Source organism: Fuerstiella marisgermanici (genome assembly GCF_001983935.1).
In the GTDB taxonomy this organism is placed as follows: Bacteria; Planctomycetota; Planctomycetia; order Planctomycetales; family Planctomycetaceae; genus Fuerstiella; species Fuerstiella marisgermanici.
In genome coordinates this window covers 5705574-5722650 of record NZ_CP017641.1, presented here as the reverse complement: position 1 = coordinate 5722650, position 17077 = coordinate 5705574, and the positions used below count along the sequence as shown (strand labels likewise).

The following is a 17077-nucleotide window of genomic DNA, read 5'->3' as shown; positions in this document are numbered from 1 at the left end:
GAATGGGCGGGATTGTCTTGGCCACAGCAGGCAAGCAGCCGAGTGAACTGCCGTGCGACTAAGATCGCCAGACTCACCTGCTGCAGACAATCACCTCTAAGCTAAGGCACTCGAACTAATCTTGCGCCGTTGGGATGTAGTTCAACGTGTAGTACGCCATATCGTGCAGCAGCGGGACACCCGAAGTCGATCGCACCCCGCCTGCCTTGAGTTCATGCACATGTCCCTTTTGAAGACCGTCGACAAACAGCCGAGCTGACTGGCCGTCTGCCGAAACTTCCACCTTTGTGATCGTCGGCGCGGTGCCATCGACTTCCGGGCTGCCGTACGACGACTGATAGATGTAGGTGTAGGTTTCCATGTCATACGACGTCGGATCCGCAGCGGTCGTTGGGTCTGCCGGCTGAGTAAACGTAAGTTCAAAGCCGTCCGCCTTCGCTCGCATTTCATGGATCTCAAAGGGCACTTTGCCGGTCCAGGTCAGCCGTTCCAGAGCGAACGGTTTGGTGCCGCGAGAACCCCAGCCTCGGTTCGTTCCGCCGACAAACATCGTGCCATCTTCTGTCAGTCGCACAGAAACTGTGCCCGACCCAAACCCTTCCCGAAACGGGAAACAAGCGCCTTGGTAATGGCCGTTCACCTGTTCCAGAAAACATCTCATCACTGTGCTGAACGTTTGGTCGCCGACAAACAGCTGCTTCTCAAACGGGCCAAATTTTCCGCCGCTTTGATCGCAGGCGATGCCGCTGGCCGACTGGCCCATTTTTTTGTACGGAAACAGGATCACGGGCGGTTCGTATTCCGGGATCTTCGCGGCCTCGGTCATAATGCGGCTGCCGCTTTCGGGTTCCTGAGGCGCTTTGCCCAGCACGGGCTCCGCATCCTTGTACCATTTAAACCCGCCCGGATGTCCCTGAAACGAACCGGGACGCAGCCACTTCAGACTGCTGGTGCCGTTCCACGGACCCTGGTTATCTGTATAAAAGGCGTCTCCATTGGCGTTGAAGGCGATGCCGCCCGGCGACCGAATTCCGCTGCACGTGGGAATCGAATTTCCGTCGCTGTCTATTCGCAAACACCAGCCTCGGTATTTCGAATCACTGTTGAACGACCCGGTCAGGCACAACACGACCCACATGTTGCCGTCTTTGTCAAACGGCGAACCGAAGGCATATTCGTGATAGTCGCCGTTGATGCCCCAGTCGTCGTTAAACGTTTGAAACTCGTCGGCCACACCGTCGCCGGTCGTATCGCGCAGCCGAGTGACTTCACAACGTTGAGTGGCGTACAGCCAGCCGTCTTTCCATGACAGCCCGAGTACTTCATGCAGTCCGGTCGCGAACGGCTTGAATTGCACGGCTGCCAGGTCGTCACTGAAGGCATTACTAACAAGGAAGATGTCACCGCGTCTGGTTGAGACCGCAAGGTTGCCGTCCGGCAGTGGTTCGACGGCTCCCACTTCCAGATTGATGTCCTCCGGGATCTCAAAACGCTGAAGCTTGTAGAAATCGTCTTCGATAGGCCCGGCGTCCTGAGCACACAATGCCGGCGCAACAAGTAGGATGGCCAACAGGCGAATGACTTGATGGACTAAGCTGCGCAATGGAGGAGTCATATTGCGTTGTATCGAAAAGGCGTTGGTCGTGGGTGTGGGCGAACATATCCGCCACGTAAAGCCGTTCGGCACGCGGTCTACCGCCAATGAATTTCACACGGAGGGCATTCCTACTCGGACTGCCCTACCCTTCCCAGCGGCTCTTCATGAACTTGTAGCCTTCTTCAGCCAGCTTCAATTCCGTGTCGAACATCTTTCGCCAAACGCGAGTCGCTGCAGCCAGATCGGGCAGCGCCAGACCGAAAGCTTCGATCATCAGGTAGCCGTCGCTGTAACCAACTTCTTTTAGAGCCGCGAAGGATTCATCCCAATTAACACCGCCCTTGCCCGGCGTCGAACGATCGTTTTCGGAGATGTGAACGTGCACCATCTGGTCAGCACAGGCTTTCACCGCATCGGTGATCGATTTTTCTTCGATGTTGGCGTGGAAAGTGTCGTACATTGTCTTCAAATTTGAATGCCCAACTTCCCGGCAAAAACGTCCCGCGTCTTCTGCACAGTTCAGGAAGTAGCATTCAAAGCGGTTCAGATATTCGACAACCAAAGTCACATTGTTTTCTTTGGCGTAGTCGGCGGCTTTCGACAGAATGTCCTTCGCGTAATTCCATTCGTCGTCTGTGCGGCCGCTTCCGGAAAACTCACCAAGTGCCGAATGGATCGGCCCGCACAAATGAGTGGCTCCGGCAAGAGCACACATGTCAATCGCCTGCTTTAGATGGTTGAGCCCAGCTTCGCGGATAGCGGCGTCGGGTGAAATGGGGTTTGCTTCGGCCGTACAGACGGTCACGGCAGTGGCTCCCAGTTCCAGCTCCTTCAGCTTCGCCCCAAGTTTCTTAAACGTGTCGCCGTTCAGGTCGAACATGGGCAGTTCGACAGCGTCGTAGCCGATATCCTTCAACTTTTCGATAACTGGAAAGTGTTCTTCGGTGATGACTGAATTCCACAGCAGCAGGTTCATGCCGTATTTCACGTTTTGGTTCTCCGTGTTTGCCTGATAGGGGCGAATGTCTGATAAATGGGTGCCGCCGCGCAGCCCGGGCGGCTCCAAAGCATGAAGAAACCGGCCACGTCATGCAACCGAACGGGCCGAACGCACCCACACTGACGCTGCACCATCGAGTTCGTTCGAATGGAAGCGGGGGCCGACTGCTGCTATGCGTCAATCACGTGTGCGCTGCGATAGCGTGATTCTGCTGAGTTGCCTACCGCGCATAGAAAAAGGTGGAAGGAACAAGTCCTTCCACCTTTCCGCCGATTCCGCTTTCGCAGACTCACGGCAGGAGCTTCCCGCTCGGGCTACGCACCCTTATTGAGCGGGAACAGGCGAGACGCTAGTGGACACAACGGTTGATGCCATCGCCGGGGTTGGTGACGGGACACCTCCACCGCCGGTACTTCCTGATGAATAGGCGGGCATGCCATGCTCAACAATATCCAAGCCCTCGATTTCTTCTTCAGCCGACACTCGCAGCAGGCCAGTGGCCTTCAGAATCTGGAACAGTGTGAACATTGTTACAAACGCCCAGGCACAGATAATCGCTGTCGACTGAACCTGAACCATGATGTACTGCATACGAGTCAGAGTAACTTCTCCGACCACGGGAAGGCTGGTCCCGAAGATGCCGGTCGCGATTCCGCCCCACACGCCACAAATGCCGTGTACCGGAAACGCACCAACCGGGTCGTCAATTTTCAATTTGTCCAGCAGAAGAATTCCGCTAAACACCAGACCGCCAGCGACGAGTCCGATGATGGCGGCACTCGTGAGTGACACTTGATCGCAGTTAGCCGTGATTCCAACCAAACCAGCCAAAGCACCGTTCAGGCACATAGACAGGTCCGGCTTCTTGAACATGACCCACGAAAGCAGCATTGCAACAAAGGCACCAACGGCTGCAGAAAGCGTGGTTGTCACAGCAATCCAGGTCGTGATTTCAGCGTTAGCCGCTCCGGAGTAAGTCAGCTGGCTTCCAGGATTAAATCCGTACCAACCGACCCATAGGATGAAGACGCCAAGGGCAGCCAACGGCATGTTATGGCCCAGCATTGGCTGTGACTTGCCATCTTTTGAGTAGCGGCCGATGCGTGGCCCCAGCACCATTGCCCCAGCAAGGCCGGCAAATCCTCCGACTGCATGAACAACAACCGATCCAGCAAAGTCAGCAAAGCCCCACTCTGCCAGTGCTCCACCGCCCCACTTCCACATGCCACTAATTGGGTATACCAATCCTGTCAGGATCGCGCTGTAGCACAGATAACCGGTGAACTTCATGCGTCCTGCGACAGCTCCGGAAACGATCGTCGCAGCTGTTGCGGCGAATGCGACCTGAAACAGAAAGTCTGCAGCGGCACTGTAGTCACCCAATCCAGCGACCGTATCAACTGCATCACGCTCGCCCCAGATTCCTCCGAAAGCAAACCAGCCACCCGCACCCGCGTCGCCGGGATACATCAAGCCGTAACCGATCAACATAAACAGCATGACGCCGATCGACAGGTCCATGATATTTTTGAAGATGATGTTCACTGCGTTCTTTGAGGCATTGAAACCGACTTCAACCATCGCAAACCCGGCCTGCATAAACAGAACCAGCACGGCACACACAAACATGATCAGTGTGTTGATCGTGTAATCGATTTCGGCCGTCTCGTAATAAGACGGTGCCGCGTCTGCCTCTTCCGCTGCCGCAGCCACTTGCGCCGCCGCGTCTTCCTGTCCGAACGCGTCGCCGCCACTCATCGCCACAAACACCAGCGCCAGCGGCAGCAGCCAATGCAACCTAAATTTTCTCTGTAAAATGACCATTTCGCCTGTCCTCGTTGATCTCGTTCAAAATCGTGCCTGGCATGACCGGGTAAGTGCCCGGCAGCACACAACACGCCTACGCAAGCTCCTAAAGCAACCGGCGCGCCAAAAACAGGCAAGATGTGCAGGTGAAATCCGCAGTGCATTGCCAATACAGCAATTTTCCGTCTGTCGAGGCTTGGAAAAATCACAATGGGGGCGAAGTTGGCATTTGAACGCTGTTTGGGTGCCTATATGTAATTCAGTTTTGCTTAAAAAGGGGGCAGTGTGAGGGCGGTGGGGAGTTCACGCTGCCATCCAGGCTTGCAATGGCCTGCAGAATCAGGGGGAAACGCAGTTCGTCGGAAAAATCGGCGCGAGTGTTGCGGTTTGCACATCCGGACGGTCGATAACAATCGTGACGGCGGAGAATTGTGGGGCACAGCGCTCTCACAAGTCGCTTTGAGGTAAGGACTTACCAAGTTGAGAGAGCCGTCTGTCCATATTGACACTATTTCTTCATTGGCCTAACCTGCCGGAGATCTGCCGTTTTGAAGACGGCGTTCCGCAGCGAATGGAGTCGCTCGATGCCTACCGATATTTCAACCAGCTCTCCGTCTGAGCCGGTTCCTTTCATCGATCTTGTTGCTCAGTACCAGACAATCCGCGACGAAGTGAAGGAGGCCGTTGATCAGGTCTTCGAAACGCAGTCGTTTGTCTTGGGGGAACAGGTCGAACAGCTTGAAGCTGAAATCGCCGAATACTGCGACGCACGGCACGCCATCGGCTGCGCATCCGGGACGGACGCATTGATCCTGTCGCTGCTGGGCCTTGGTATTGGTCCTGGTGATGAAGTGATTACCAGCCCGTTCACGTTCTTCGCTACCGCCGGAGCCATTCATCGCATCGGCGCGCGGCCCAAGTTCGTCGATATTGATCCGGTAACATACAACCTCGACCCTCAACAGGTCGAAGACGCGATCGACGACAACACCAAAGCCATCATGCCGGTCCACATCTTCGGCCAGTGCGCCGAAATGGAACCGCTGTGGCGGATTTCTGCCAGCAAGAATATCCCAATCATCGAAGACGCCTGCCAGGCCATCGGCGCAGAATATCGTGGCCGCCGTGCGGGCGTGCTTGGTCGAGTTGGTTGCTTTAGTTTCTTCCCGACTAAGAACCTTGGTGGCGCTGGTGACGGCGGCATCATCACGACAGATGATCCGGAACTTGCGGCTCGACTAAAACGCTTGCGAGTTCACGGTGACGTGGGCGGTTACAACCACGTCGAAGTTGGCTTCAACAGTCGGCTCGACGCCCTGCAGGCTGCTGTTCTGCGAGTCAAGTTGCGTCACCTGGAAGACTGGTCCGAAGGTCGCCGCCAAAATGCGAGACGCTACGGTGAATTGATCCGCAGCCTGAATATTCTTAGTTCCGTCGAAGTGCCGGTGACGGCGGCCGACCACCGACATGTGTTCAATCAGTACACGCTGCGAATTCGTGGCGGCATGCGTGACGCCGTGATGGAACATATGCGAGCCAACGGTGCTGGCTGTGCTGTGTACTATCCGATTCCGCTACACATGCAGCAATGCTTCGACTACCTCGGCTATCAGCCAGCCGATTTCCCGGAAAGCAACCGAGCGGCTCAGGAGGTTCTGTCTCTGCCGATCTTCTCTGAGCTGACCGATGAACAGCTTAGCCGTGTGGCCAACGTCCTGGCCGAAGCCGTTTCTGAGGCCACCACGCTGCAATTCCCCACCGAAAACGAACAGCAACGTCGAGCGGCGTAACCGAATGGTCGGCTCCGGAATGCAAATGCGTTCCAGCCGAAGCCGCTTTCTGTTGCAAAAGGGATCGGTGCACATTCGACGTCACCGGTGTCCGGCATCCAACGGCTGTCAGACGCGAACTTCAGCGCATAAAGATAGGCTCGAAGTGAAACAGCTTCGAGCCTTTCTCATGCGCAACGACCACTGGTGCAACAAAATGGCCCAACGTTCAATCGCGACGGTTTCGAATTCGGTGCCCGCTTCGAATCCGCCGACGACATTGGCGCCAAATAATTTCACCTTAGCCTGACTAACGAAGGTGCGGCGAACGTCATTATCGGACGACGTTCAAACCATGTCCTTCAGGCCTTTCAGTGGCAATACTTTGACGACGTTGCGAGCTGGCTTGGCTTTGAACATCTGCTCTTCTTTTGTGAACGGATTGATTCCCTTGCGAGCCTTGGTGGCTGGTTTGCGAATCACTTTGACTTTCATCAGACCAGGAATGTTGAACACGCCTGGGCCGCGCTTGCCAAGGTTCTTGCCGATCAGTGTTCCCAGCTCGGTAAATACACTTGAGATCTCGTTCTTGCTCAGTCCGGTGCCTTCTGCCAGCGCCGCCAGGATTTCTGTCTTCGTCATTGCCTTGGTCGGTGCCGCTGTTTTCTTCTTCGCCATTAGTCCTGTTTCCATAATTCCTTTGTGGATTAAAGGCGGGAAGCTATTGTGCGGGCCAATCTCTGTCAAGGGGCCTGCGATTCTGCTTATATCCGCTGCTGGCCGCATTATTCGCCTGATTTCAAGGTCAAACGTGCGGCGGATGAGGAATCACGACCTGGGGGAGGTCCGTGGCCGCCGCATTTCGGAAACTTCGGGACTGGAAATCCCAGCCATGGTAAGGAATTAGCCCGCTGGCCGCTGAAATGCCCGCTCCCGCTCGGCCAATAGGCCCGACGGCGACTCGCTTTTCGACACGATTGCTGATGATCGCCCTCCAGCACTCCTGCAGATACTCCGAACTTCTCATCGGCCAAACCACCACAGATGTCTGCATTGATGATGGCTCAAAATGAACGCGTGCGCTGGCCACGCTGCCGAATGCAGTCACTCACAGCCAGACGACCGGCAACAGCATTCATGCCGGAAGAGCCAAGCTGTCACTGGTCCTGGTCGCTGGTCGAACGGTTTGGCGGTAGCAGCTTGATGGTCAGTCGAACCACTGATATCTTCCCGAAAACTCGCCACACAACTACGAGGAATCACGATGAAACTCACAGACTTCTACAACACGGTTTCCAGACGCGTGGACACGGACAAGACATCGATTTCAGTCGCCGACACTAAGCGCGTATTGTCCGAGGCCTTTCTCGAACTGGCCAACATGGACGCCGCCGAATTCGCCGACACCGTTGCCAAAGGCCTCGCTCAGGCGAAGAAGAAACAAGCCCGATCCTAACAGGGCTGCTCAAGCGGCGACGAAGTAAGACTGGACCGCCCATCAGACTTATCTGCAGGCCGTGTGCTGGCGATCGATCGCAACGCTTGGACTTATCGGTCGATCCCAGTGTCAGATCATCGCCAATCGAAATTGTATAACGTGAAGCGGGACCGGCTTTGCTGTCGCCGGCCCGCTTCGGTTCATGGTTGTCAGTCGTTTGCTTTAAAGAGTCGCTTTATCGGCGGTCTCGGGTTTGCAACTCTGGCTGACTCTGCTCGCTTCCACACTCCAATTCGGTTTCCATTCTGGCCAGGGCGATCAGTCCTTACGATTTCCACAAGGATGATTTCTCCGGCAGCCTGCAAGCCGCGGAATGCGTGAGCAATCTGGCACATTCCCTCGGGGGGAATCTCCAAATAACGATGCACGTCGTCTGCCGTGACTGTGTTCTGAAACGTGAGGATTCGCAGAATCTCACGCCAGACAGTCTGGAAGACTTCGTGCTTGAGGGCCTTCCGCCTTCTGGGGATTCCCCCGGATGACGAATGTCCTTTTCGGGGTTTCTTTGGCATAATCAACACTCCTGCAATGCCGTCTGCTTCTTTGCACGGACTCAGACGGCGACAAGGGAAAAGTGACCTCGCCCACTGTGGGCGGGGTCATGCTTCAAAGTCGATGGACGGCTGTGTCCGCTGCGGTTGCTGCGTCGGAAGCCTGCCGGTCTCCGCAACGTCTTGCACCGTCTGAAGCGGCAAGTGCAGCTTGCGGGCGATGACGGCATCGGGAGTCATCACGGCATGCAGCGTCTCGATGTCGTCAACGATGGCTTGAGCTTCGGTGCGTTTCATCACCGTAGTCCCGCCGCTGCGAGTTCGTCTTCGGTGACGTCGGTGGCCAATTCTTCGGCGCGGCGATGACGTTCCAGCTTCGCTTCGGTGACGGCTTGGGAGAAATCGTCGATGGCATTGGGCGTGACGAATGGGCGACTGCCAACGTAGATGACTTCCAGCTTGATGCGTGCCCTTTCGGCGCCTTCCAAGCCCTTGCGAATCCAGCGCCAGACCGTTGACGAATTGACGGGCTTTCCGGCCGGACGGGGAATAAGTGTCTTGCGAGCGGTGGCCAGATCGACCGGTTCTGCGTTCTGAGTGACCATGAAAAACCTCCTGACGCGTTGCAGCCCGACTGAATGTCGTGCGTTCGTGTAGGAGGTTATGGCGACAATCAAGATTTTGATGGGTACTGGATACCGATTAGATTTCTTCGAGGACTGCCGAATCTCTTGTCACCGTTAACTGCAGGTGGTCGAACTCTTTCTTATTCAGGAACTTCTGAAGCTGCCTAAACCCTTCTGCCATATATGCATCCGTGCGCCGTTCCTCCGGGACGTTCCACAAGTCGTCAGAGCTCTGGACGTTACTAAACACAATCGGGTGCTTTCGGCTTTTCAGCAAGCGGTATCTCGCTCTGAGAAGTGGCTTATTGATCAGAGCTGATTCAACCCGGTCGATGCCCATTTTCAATTTGCGATCCTTGAAGATCAGCCAATTCAACAGACGCGTTTGCTCATTCCACCAGTGACCGTGTGCTTCGAGCAACGCTGGAAGGGTTTCCGCGCGACCATCCGGGTGAGTCACGTCCGTGAGTTCCATTGAGAGTCGAAGCGCGGCGTTTCGGTCGAATGGTCGCCGGTCGATCGCCTGCAGAATGTCCAAAGCATCGCCATTAATTTCAATGTCTTTGGCCGTTCCGTGAATTTCACTCGCGTATTGGTCAAACATCGACATTGGGTAAGGCTCGTAACCAAGTACACGGGCGACTTCATAGCACCATTCCATCGTCTGTGCGATTTGTCTCTTAGACCAGCGTTCAAGGTAAAACGCATCGCCGAGGGTGTCCGGATCACAGTTGATTTCACGGAATCGGCGAACTTTTAGGTTCACTCCTGCGGCCCGGAGTTTCTGTTCAATTGCATCGGCTTCTTCGGCAGTGGGGCAGGCGCTATCGATCCACTTGTCGGGCGCGTCAACGCCGATTGAACTCAGGTAGTCCTCTGCGGCCACTCGGTTTCGCACATTGAATGTTGTCGTGATTTTCTGGACCAGTCTTTCCACGCGTAGTCTTAGTTCGAAACAGTGTTTGTAGCAATCACCGTGACTCCCTTCCCACAACGTCGCAAGTTCAACGCATTCATGTCGTGGTTCTGCCACCCGATCGGCTCCCGAAATCGTCGACACCCGAAAACAAAAAAAGCACCAGACCAGGCGGTTTCGGGTTCCGCTTTTCAGCCGCTAAGCCTATGTCTGGTGGGCGGATTCTACCGAAAAATCGCCCGTTTGCCTGCCAACTGACGCAGGCCACGCGTATTTCGTTTATTTCACTCGTTTCGTTTGTTGCGTTTACCCATAATGGAAGTGTGGCTATAGTTCGCCGCCAACATTGTGACCCGAGTGAAGTCAGCCATGATTGATACCATCGAAAACCTGGACACACTTTCTCCCGACGAATTCGACGCTAAACAGGTGTCCGAAACGAGTCGACAGTTGTCCGCTTTGCTGTCAAAGAAACGAAAACGCAAGAACGTTCAGGTCACCATTGACGGTGAAGACTGCAGGATTCCGGCGGCAGCTCTGCGGATGCTCAAAGATATCATGGTCCAGCTTTCCCTCGGCAACGGTGTCACACTGATTCCCGTGCATGCAGAACTGACAACTCAGGAGGCGGCGGACCTGCTGAATGTGTCACGTCCGTATCTGGTGAAATTGCTGGAAGAACAAAAACTTCCGTTCCGACTTGTGGGTTCTCATCGCAGAGTCCTGTTTCGGGACCTGATGAAATTCAAACGTCAGCAGGATGAACGACGGTTGAAGGTTCTGGAAGAAATGGCGGCGGAAGCTCAGGACGCAGGACTGGGATACTGACGTGGCGCATTTCACGGCGTTGTGTGACTCGTGTGTGCTTTATCCGGCGCCATTGCGCGACCTGTTGATGCATCTGGCCATGACAGGATTGTTCCGCGCCAAATGGACGGCACAGATTCACGACGAATGGATTCAGAATGTCCTGAAGAATCGGCCGGACCTCTCTGAAGAACGTTTGCGAAGAACTCAACAGCTGATGGATTCCCACGTCGATGGCCTGGTGACCGGCTACGATAAACTGATTCCAACACTCAGCCTTCCGGACCCGGACGACAGACACGTGCTTGCGGCGGCCATTCGTTCCCGCGCCGATGTGATTGTAACGTTCAACCTAAAGGATTTTCCGGCGGCTGTGCTAAGTGAATTCGACATTGAAGCTCAGCACCCGGACGACTTTATTCATTATCAGATTGGCCTGAACGGTGACGAAGTCTGTGAAGCGGCCAGACGTCAACGCGCGTCGCTGAAGAATCCTCCGTATTCGGTCGACGATTTTCTGGCGTGCCTGGAAGTGCAGCAGCTTCCGAAGACCGTGGAGTATCTACGACGTCGACGCGATTGGATCTAGCCGAGTGCGGCAGCTCCGACTTCCGTTGCCGGACGACTTCCAATCGAAGCCCGGTTTCCTTCAACGCATCATGCAGCAAATAAATCTGGAACACGTTGAAGCCCATCTTCGCAGCATCGCTACAAGTGCCGCACGCATGCGTTCTTAATCGCCCGAGCGTAGCTGGTCCGCACAACACCACGGTCGACCATGTCCTGCCGGACTCGCTTCAGTTTGGTCGGGCCAAAATCATGCACCAGCTATTTTACGAACATTGCGATCAGCGGCCGAAGCGCCCCCGAATGGCTGCCACCTCCGACATCGGTCGGCCGTTCTTTCTGTAGTACGGCCGCGCATGCTCTTCGACATATTTGCCGCACAACCGGGAGACAGTCAGACAATCCGGGGTGTTGAGCTCTTCCCCAGTCAGCCACTTCGCAACCAGTTGGTCATACTTCTTGCGAGGCTCTTCAGGATTGTGCTTGCCGAGGTAATGAACCTTGCCGTCGAGCCGGACTAAAGCTTGTCCGGTGGCCTTGTGCCGCGAGTACATCGGAATGCGTTTCGTGGCAGGTGGCTCCTGAAAACAGGTAGTGAAACGAGTAGTCAGAACCGTTTCACGCCACACTGCCAACCGGCAGGTTTCCGCAACTAGCGGAATGGCAAGGACTTAAATCAGTGCTCCCACTAGGAATCGAACCTAGAACCTATTGATTAAGAGCAAAACCCGAACTGAATTCCGAACTCAGAAACGCGGCTGAAGTCCAGCGTTCGATCGTCTCAACCATTACGTTGGCACGCAATCAATATCGTTTGGTTTCAACGGTTTTGTGGTAGAAAGTGGTAGAGTCTATTCAAAGTCCGACGAATAACGTCAACGCCGAACGCCCATCCCATTCAATCTGCTCGCTTAGTTGCGCAGGCGAGACACAATCTGCTGGCGGTGGACCACCGGCAGATCCGGTCACGGTACTCGAATGGTTGGAAGTCGTCGAACTGGGCGGCGTGGTACTCGACGATATCACCCGGTTGCGCGGTGGACTTAGTACCGGATCGACAGTCCGGGAAGCGTATCGAGCAATGTATTCGCTGGTCTTTAAGATTGGTGGTCCAAGTAGTTCAAAGGCTGACTCTGGACAGCCTGCAGGCGCGGCGATATCGTGCGGTTCCCGGCGCGTCCAATATTCAATACCAAACGGCACGGAATATTGGGCAAGCAGTCCAGAACTTCCGTGTTTTCTGCCCCACTTTGCGAATTTCAAAGGGCGCATACACTTCATAGTTCGTCGCAACAAGCTTAGCTTTAAAAACATTTCTCAATGGCACAGTCCCCAGATTCAGTCTTCACGCCACGAGCGGCCACGATCAATCCGGACATGTACGTCGCCCGCGAAGACTTGGAGAAGGCGCTTCGCGACGGACTTAATAGTCAGCAACACCTGATAGTTCACGGCGAAAGCGGCACCGGAAAGTCGTGGCTCTACAAGAAGGTCCTGGCGGATCTCAAGGTCTATTTCGAAGTTGCGAACCTTGCAAACGCGTCGAGGCTTGGCTCGATAACTAACGAACTCAGGAACCTGGTGTCCCGAGATGGTAAAGCGGAAAAGACTGGCTATTCCGAAAGCAAATCAGCAGGATTTGACGCTCTAGCCGCAAAGGCAGCTTTGGACCACACAGGTCAATACGAGTACGGACAAAAGGAGCCTTTCGAGGCGTGTCTGTCTGCCATCCGATGCAGGGCAGGAAAACGAAAGGGGATACTCGTACTGGATAACTTGGAAGCAGCGTTCACCGACGCGTTCCTTAAAGAACTAGCTGATTTGTTGATTCTGTGCGATGACGAACGATACGCAGAGTACGGGGTCAAAATCTTGATTGTTGGCGTTCCCGGCGGGGTTCGCGAGTACTACTACAAGACACCGCATCATGCCACCGTCGCTAACCGACTCCGAGAACTGCCAGAGGTGTCCCGGCTGACGCGCGAGCAATGCACATCGCTTGCCAAGAAAGGATTCGAGCAGGCGTTGGGCTACACCGTCGAAAGCCCTAGCGCCGTTTACGCGCACATTGCTTGGGTAACTGACCGCATTCCCCAGATGATTCATGAGTACTGCCTTGAGGTCGCGAACTTGGTGCACAAATCGGATCGCGTAATCACTACTGAATCCCTCAATAAGGCAGACGAACTTTGGCTTGCCCAATCCATGTACCACGGTTACTCCGTCGTTGAACAGCATATGAACGAACGAGACACGAAGGCAGGGCGAAGAAATCAGACACTTTTTTCGCTCGGTTGCACAGATCGCGAGCAAGTCAAAGCTTCGGATATTGAAGACGTAATTCGGCGTCAATTCCCAAATTCAACGCGCGACACAACTCTTAATGTAACACAGATTCTTGCTCAATTGGCCAAAGGTGGCCAACCAGTTCTAAAGCGAACTCCAAAGGGAGACGCTTACACTTTTGCAGATCCACGGTACCGCATGGCGTTGAGAGCGATGCTTACGAAATCAACGGAAGAGCGTGTGGAGAAGGTCCCCCTGGCGAACACGTAGGTGACGAACAAACGGGGGAACCGACAACCTTGAGCAGTGCTTCACTGACTTCAACGCGCAACCCCCCGGACTCTTAATCCGGGGAGGCATTTCAATCGGACCGCAAGCTCAACATCGCTAGCCGAGCTGCTTCTGCAGGCGTCAGTCTTCGCGGATTTCTGCCTCGGTGCGAATCCGTGAAAGGCCGGGACTTCTCCTGCGTTTCGCCGCAAACTCGCAAGCGGATTGGACACTAGCGCGTAGGCGGTTGACTACTATCCGGACCGTGCCACGTCAGATCGCCTACTTCCAAACGCAAGATTTTTCCGAATCTGAGCGTTACTTCATCCGTGCTGCTTATGTCACGTTGGGCGACATAGGCTTGCTCAAATTTGGATCGGCCTCCACCAATCCAGTCACTTCGTATGACTACAGTGCCGCGCGAGGAAGCTCCTGGCGGAAGCCCTACGAAAAGTTCGTCAGATACACCACCAATAACATCTGATTCACCAGGAAAAAGCTGGGTGAAGCTTGGGTACGGTTCTGCGATGCCAGTGCCGTCGGGCAAACGCCAATCTAGTTCGATGTTGAATGCGGGCCCACGCCCGAAGTTCCGCAATACTGGCGTTTCGTTCATAATTGATACTGACGCAATCGCATCTTCAGCGGTCGTCATCTCAAAACGTGCCATGGTGCTAAAAGCCAAGAATGGGACTCGCTCAAATTCAAGCTGCTCTTTGGCCTGCAATCGCTCTGCTTCGTGCAGTTCTTTTTGCTGGCGAAGCTGTTCACTGAGGATCGAGACCTCTGAACTTGCCGAACATCCCTGCCAGAGTGCGAATGTAACGGCAAGCAATTCGATAACAAAGAGCTTGTCCTTCGCAATTGCGGGCAATTTGACTTTTCCCATTAGTCTAAATCCATTGCTATTGAGCACGACGAGTGTCCAGACACAGAAATAGTGTGTCAAATAGGGTGAACGCAGAACCGGCACAAAATGGATCAAATTTTTCGCCGCATTCGCCTTACTGCAGTGTGCCAAATAGGGTGTACTCAATTGACACACATTGTCGACAGGGCTATTTTGAGAAGATCAAGAACGGATTCGCCGCTTTTGAAGCTTCGGAGAATGAACCATGTCCGCAATAGCAGTTTACATTCGAGTCAGCAGCACAAGCCAGAATGAAGCCAGCCAGAAGAGGGAGGTTCAGCGATGGCTCAAAGGACAAGGACTCGACAAAGACACCTTCTGGTTCGTCGACAAGGCCAGCGGCAAAGACACAGCCCGCCCTGCGTTCCAGAAACTGCAGAAGGCTATTTGGAACGGCGAAGTCAGCACAGTCGTTGTGTGGAAGCTTGACCGACTGTCACGATCGCTGAGAGACGGAATCAACATTCTTCACGACTGGTGCGAAACCGGACTTCGTGTGGTCTCTGTCACTCAACAGATCGACTTCAGCGGTGCCGTCGGCAAACTCATGGCTGCCGTGTTTCTGGCCGTTGGCGAAATGGAACGGGAGAACATCCGTGAACGCCAAGCGGCTGGCATCGCGGCTGCGAAAGAACGAGGCGTGTACATCGGCCGCAAACAGGGCACTACGAAGGGCAAGCCCAAACGAGCCACCGAGCTACGCGAGAAGGGCCTGACGGATTCCGAGATAGCCGAAGCGATGGGAATCAGTCGACGAACCGTACAACGCTACCTGAAGGCTCACGGGATTAGCTAGAACGCAGCAACCAGCCCGGCCGGTACACACTCACCCGCCGTCAGCCGGCAACGTCGACGATGGCACCCGCCGCAGGGGCCGTGTATCCTTGCTGAAGCTGCCGGTGCTGCGCAACGGCCGATTTAGCTTTCCCGCGTTTTCGGCCGTCAGCGGACTTCGTTGGCCGTCTCAGCGGGGAATCCGTGCCTGCAGTTGGCACGACACAGCAGATCACAATCGACCGCATTGGATGCGCGTCCACCGGAATCAACCTGCGAAAATTGCACGGAGGACGACCATAAACGTTCCTGCAGGTGAACATGCTTGTGAGAATCGCAGCTGCCTGGCCGCAACCCCCTCTCAGATTTTCTTCCGAGCGCCGGAAAGATCGCTATGCCACGACTGCGACCGACCCCCACCCACCTCCAAGAGAACCTAAACAGCCCCCCCACCCCTATGGGACATCTGTCAGCATGCCCTGCAATTCGCCCGTCATGGCTGGTTCGTGTTGAGTGACCGACGGCAATGACAGATGGATTCCGATCCTGCATTCGGAAACCTCGCGTTTTCGTTCGCTGACAGATCAGTGCCAGATGCGGTGACAGACACCTGTCACACGAAATTCGGCGATACGCCAGTGTTTCTTGTGGCGAGCGGAAGTCTGGTGACGGGTGACAGATAGTTCTCAACTCTCCACTACACAGATCAAAGATCACTGTCCTCCGACGACGTTATCTGTTCGGCTTCGTTCTAGTACCAATGTGGAAATCATCTGTCACCTGTCACTTCTTCCTCTCTTTTGACAGACAGATAGATAAAACACTGGGTCAAAAGCATGGCAGATCGGTGACAGATGCGGTGACAGATGAGCCATCTTCTGTCACTGGATGCCGACAACGGAAATTCCTGCACCGAAGCTGTGTGGCAAAAGGACTTCCGCATCGAAGCCATGCCTTAGAATCAGAAACGATCCAACATGCGGTCAGTTCGCCTGTACGTGAAGAATGAAAAACGCCGCACTGATCTTGATGGCATCAAATGAAAACAAGCCAACCCCCATTATTCTGGCAGTTGGCTTGTTTGGTGACATCGTCGGACGGGTTCGGCATTCGTTCGCCAGCCTCAAGGGAGACAGGGCAAGAAATCGATCACTGTGAGCATCCAGCGTAGTAGATGTCGTACAGCACATGGCACCATTCTGATTCTGACAATTCCTCATCACTCCATCTATTGAAATTGTTTCTTAGGTATTTGGATTGGTCGTCCACACGAAAGACCGCCCCGAATAGGTCTGGCCATCTATGGCCAGCAAATACCCATTGCATCGTGAAAGTCTGCCCAACCAAGCTTTTTCCTTTCGGAAACAAGCGTCGAACAAACGGCTCGAACTGCTTCGATACAATGCCCTGCCACATTCTGGCAGGACCAGCCGGTCTACAGATCCAATCGGTTTGAGCATTGATTGCATCCCAATGCGTGCGGGTTTTAATCACGTGGGTACGTGATGGAAATTCTTCGACGGCCAGTATCTGCGCGATTTCGTGACCTTTTTCATCGAAGACAGGTTGCTTCAGCAGATTGCAGCCCTTGTTCAGTATCTCCGGATGCACGTACCGTTCCAGCGCCACTTGGCGAGCCATGTGCAATAGATCTGCGGTGACTTTGGCGACAGGAATATACTGATCATTCCGGATCTCCTCCAAGTCCATGTTCTGAACAACCTCGTGTTTGTGATCTCGACAAATAGCCATTCGTGTAA

Annotated in this window: 17 protein-coding genes; 6 read left to right on the top strand and 11 right to left on the bottom strand. The window is 54.5% G+C overall.

Features of this window, described 5'->3' with window-relative positions; genetic code table 11:
- Window positions 1–115: 115 nt before the first annotated feature.
- The 3 genes from Fuma_RS21345 to Fuma_RS21335 all read right to left on the bottom strand — a co-directional run bounded on the left by Fuma_RS21345 (window position 116) and on the right by Fuma_RS21335 (window position 4355).
- The gene (locus tag Fuma_RS21345; protein WP_077025905.1) at window positions 116–1615 is read right to left on the bottom strand and encodes a PQQ-dependent sugar dehydrogenase family protein; all 1500 of its coding nucleotides are present in this window, start codon (window positions 1613–1615) and stop codon (window positions 116–118) included.
- Window positions 1616–1739: 124 nt separating this feature from the next.
- The gene (locus tag Fuma_RS21340) at window positions 1740–2585 is read right to left on the bottom strand and encodes a sugar phosphate isomerase/epimerase family protein (RefSeq protein ID WP_077025904.1); all 846 of its coding nucleotides are present in this window, start codon (window positions 2583–2585) and stop codon (window positions 1740–1742) included.
- 336 nt (window positions 2586–2921) lie between these two features.
- Entirely contained in the window at window positions 2922–4355 is a 1434-nt protein-coding gene (locus Fuma_RS21335; protein ID WP_083732611.1) for an ammonium transporter, read from the bottom strand.
- A 632-nt stretch (window positions 4356–4987) separates the two neighbouring features.
- Between Fuma_RS21335 and Fuma_RS21330 the strand changes: the two genes are divergently transcribed.
- Entirely contained in the window at window positions 4988–6193 is a 1206-nt protein-coding gene (locus tag Fuma_RS21330) for a DegT/DnrJ/EryC1/StrS family aminotransferase (RefSeq protein ID WP_077025902.1), read from the top strand.
- 327 nt (window positions 6194–6520) lie between these two features.
- Here Fuma_RS21330 and Fuma_RS21320 read toward each other — a convergent pair whose 3' ends face one another.
- Window positions 6521–6958 carry an HU family DNA-binding protein gene (locus Fuma_RS21320; RefSeq protein ID WP_229360703.1) on the bottom strand — a complete coding sequence of 146 codons (438 nt, stop codon included), beginning with the start codon at window positions 6956–6958 and terminating at the stop codon, window positions 6521–6523.
- 19 nt (window positions 6959–6977) lie between these two features.
- Window positions 6978–7226: a hypothetical protein gene (locus tag Fuma_RS34910; protein ID WP_145944292.1), complete on the bottom strand. Its 249-nt coding sequence runs from the start codon at window positions 7224–7226 to the stop codon at window positions 6978–6980.
- A gap of 210 nt (window positions 7227–7436) precedes the next feature.
- Here Fuma_RS34910 and Fuma_RS21315 point away from each other — a divergent pair, with 210 nt between their 5' ends.
- Window positions 7437–7628 (top strand): type III secretion system chaperone family protein, encoded by a 192-nt coding sequence (locus Fuma_RS21315; protein WP_077025899.1) that lies wholly within the window; start codon window positions 7437–7439, stop codon window positions 7626–7628.
- A gap of 641 nt (window positions 7629–8269) precedes the next feature.
- Here Fuma_RS21315 and Fuma_RS21305 read toward each other — a convergent pair.
- The 3 genes from Fuma_RS21305 to Fuma_RS21295 form a co-directional block, all read right to left on the bottom strand.
- Window positions 8270–8458, bottom strand: coding sequence for a hypothetical protein (locus Fuma_RS21305; RefSeq protein ID WP_077025897.1), 189 nt, complete (start codon window positions 8456–8458; stop codon window positions 8270–8272).
- On the bottom strand, window positions 8458–8766 hold the full coding sequence (locus tag Fuma_RS21300) for a hypothetical protein (protein ID WP_077025896.1): 309 nt from the start codon (window positions 8764–8766) through the stop codon (window positions 8458–8460). Before Fuma_RS21300 ends, Fuma_RS21305 begins: the two co-directional genes overlap by 1 nt.
- A 97-nt stretch (window positions 8767–8863) precedes the next feature.
- Window positions 8864–9820: a hypothetical protein gene (locus tag Fuma_RS21295; protein WP_145944291.1), complete on the bottom strand. Its 957-nt coding sequence runs from the start codon at window positions 9818–9820 to the stop codon at window positions 8864–8866.
- A 252-nt stretch (window positions 9821–10072) separates the two neighbouring features.
- Here Fuma_RS21295 and Fuma_RS21290 point away from each other — a divergent pair, with 252 nt between their 5' ends.
- Together Fuma_RS21290 and Fuma_RS21285 are read left to right on the top strand one after the other, a co-directional pair.
- On the top strand, window positions 10073–10531 hold the full coding sequence (locus Fuma_RS21290; protein ID WP_077025894.1) for an excisionase family DNA-binding protein: 459 nt from the start codon (window positions 10073–10075) through the stop codon (window positions 10529–10531).
- 1 nt (window position 10532) lies between these two features.
- Window positions 10533–11099: a PIN domain-containing protein gene (locus tag Fuma_RS21285; protein ID WP_077025893.1), complete on the top strand. Its 567-nt coding sequence runs from the start codon at window positions 10533–10535 to the stop codon at window positions 11097–11099.
- Between the two features lie 259 nt (window positions 11100–11358).
- Here Fuma_RS21285 and Fuma_RS34905 read toward each other — a convergent pair whose 3' ends face one another.
- Window positions 11359–11631, bottom strand: coding sequence for a hypothetical protein (locus Fuma_RS34905; protein ID WP_145944290.1), 273 nt, complete (start codon window positions 11629–11631; stop codon window positions 11359–11361).
- Between the two features lie 823 nt (window positions 11632–12454).
- Here Fuma_RS34905 and Fuma_RS21275 point away from each other — a divergent pair.
- Window positions 12455–13633 carry an ATP-binding protein gene (locus tag Fuma_RS21275; protein WP_158521090.1) on the top strand — a complete coding sequence of 393 codons (1179 nt, stop codon included), beginning with the start codon at window positions 12455–12457 and terminating at the stop codon, window positions 13631–13633.
- 232 nt (window positions 13634–13865) lie between these two features.
- Here the strand turns inward: Fuma_RS21275 and Fuma_RS21270 are convergent, their stop codons facing one another.
- Window positions 13866–14522: a hypothetical protein gene (locus Fuma_RS21270; protein WP_077025890.1), complete on the bottom strand. Its 657-nt coding sequence runs from the start codon at window positions 14520–14522 to the stop codon at window positions 13866–13868.
- Window positions 14523–14748: 226 nt separating this feature from the next.
- Here Fuma_RS21270 and Fuma_RS21265 point away from each other — a divergent pair, with 226 nt between their 5' ends.
- A complete protein-coding gene (locus tag Fuma_RS21265; protein WP_077025889.1) occupies window positions 14749–15339 on the top strand; it encodes a recombinase family protein in 591 nt (196 codons plus the stop codon).
- A 1127-nt stretch (window positions 15340–16466) separates the two neighbouring features.
- Here the strand turns inward: Fuma_RS21265 and Fuma_RS21255 are convergent.
- Window positions 16467–17069: a hypothetical protein gene (locus Fuma_RS21255; protein ID WP_077025887.1), complete on the bottom strand. Its 603-nt coding sequence runs from the start codon at window positions 17067–17069 to the stop codon at window positions 16467–16469.
- Between the last annotated feature and the right edge of the window lie 8 nt (window positions 17070–17077).

Excerpts from the sequence above, each read along its gene's own strand:
- Fuma_RS21345 (WP_077025905.1), bottom strand. The coding sequence starts at position 1,615 with ATGACTCCTCCATTGCGCAGCTTAGTCCATCAAGTCATTCGCCTGTTG.
- Fuma_RS21335 (WP_083732611.1), bottom strand. The coding sequence starts at position 4,355 with ATGAGTGGCGGCGACGCGTTCGGACAGGAAGACGCGGCGGCGCAAGTG.
- Fuma_RS21330 (WP_077025902.1), top strand. The coding sequence starts at position 4,988 with ATGCCTACCGATATTTCAACCAGCTCTCCGTCTGAGCCGGTTCCTTTC.
- Fuma_RS21320 (WP_229360703.1), bottom strand. The coding sequence starts at position 6,958 with ATGCGGCCAGCAGCGGATATAAGCAGAATCGCAGGCCCCTTGACAGAG.
- Fuma_RS34910 (WP_145944292.1), bottom strand. The coding sequence starts at position 7,226 with ATGCAGACATCTGTGGTGGTTTGGCCGATGAGAAGTTCGGAGTATCTG.
- Fuma_RS21315 (WP_077025899.1), top strand. The coding sequence starts at position 7,437 with ATGAAACTCACAGACTTCTACAACACGGTTTCCAGACGCGTGGACACG.
- Fuma_RS21305 (WP_077025897.1), bottom strand. The coding sequence starts at position 8,458 with ATGAAACGCACCGAAGCTCAAGCCATCGTTGACGACATCGAGACGCTG.
- Fuma_RS21300 (WP_077025896.1), bottom strand. The coding sequence starts at position 8,766 with ATGGTCACTCAGAACGCAGAACCGGTCGATCTGGCCACCGCTCGCAAG.
- Fuma_RS21290 (WP_077025894.1), top strand. The coding sequence starts at position 10,073 with ATGATTGATACCATCGAAAACCTGGACACACTTTCTCCCGACGAATTC.
- Fuma_RS34905 (WP_145944290.1), bottom strand. The coding sequence starts at position 11,631 with ATGTACTCGCGGCACAAGGCCACCGGACAAGCTTTAGTCCGGCTCGAC.
- Fuma_RS21275 (WP_158521090.1), top strand. The coding sequence starts at position 12,455 with ATGTACGTCGCCCGCGAAGACTTGGAGAAGGCGCTTCGCGACGGACTT.
- Fuma_RS21270 (WP_077025890.1), bottom strand. The coding sequence starts at position 14,522 with ATGGGAAAAGTCAAATTGCCCGCAATTGCGAAGGACAAGCTCTTTGTT.
- Fuma_RS21265 (WP_077025889.1), top strand. The coding sequence starts at position 14,749 with ATGTCCGCAATAGCAGTTTACATTCGAGTCAGCAGCACAAGCCAGAAT.
- Fuma_RS21255 (WP_077025887.1), bottom strand. The coding sequence starts at position 17,069 with ATGGCTATTTGTCGAGATCACAAACACGAGGTTGTTCAGAACATGGAC.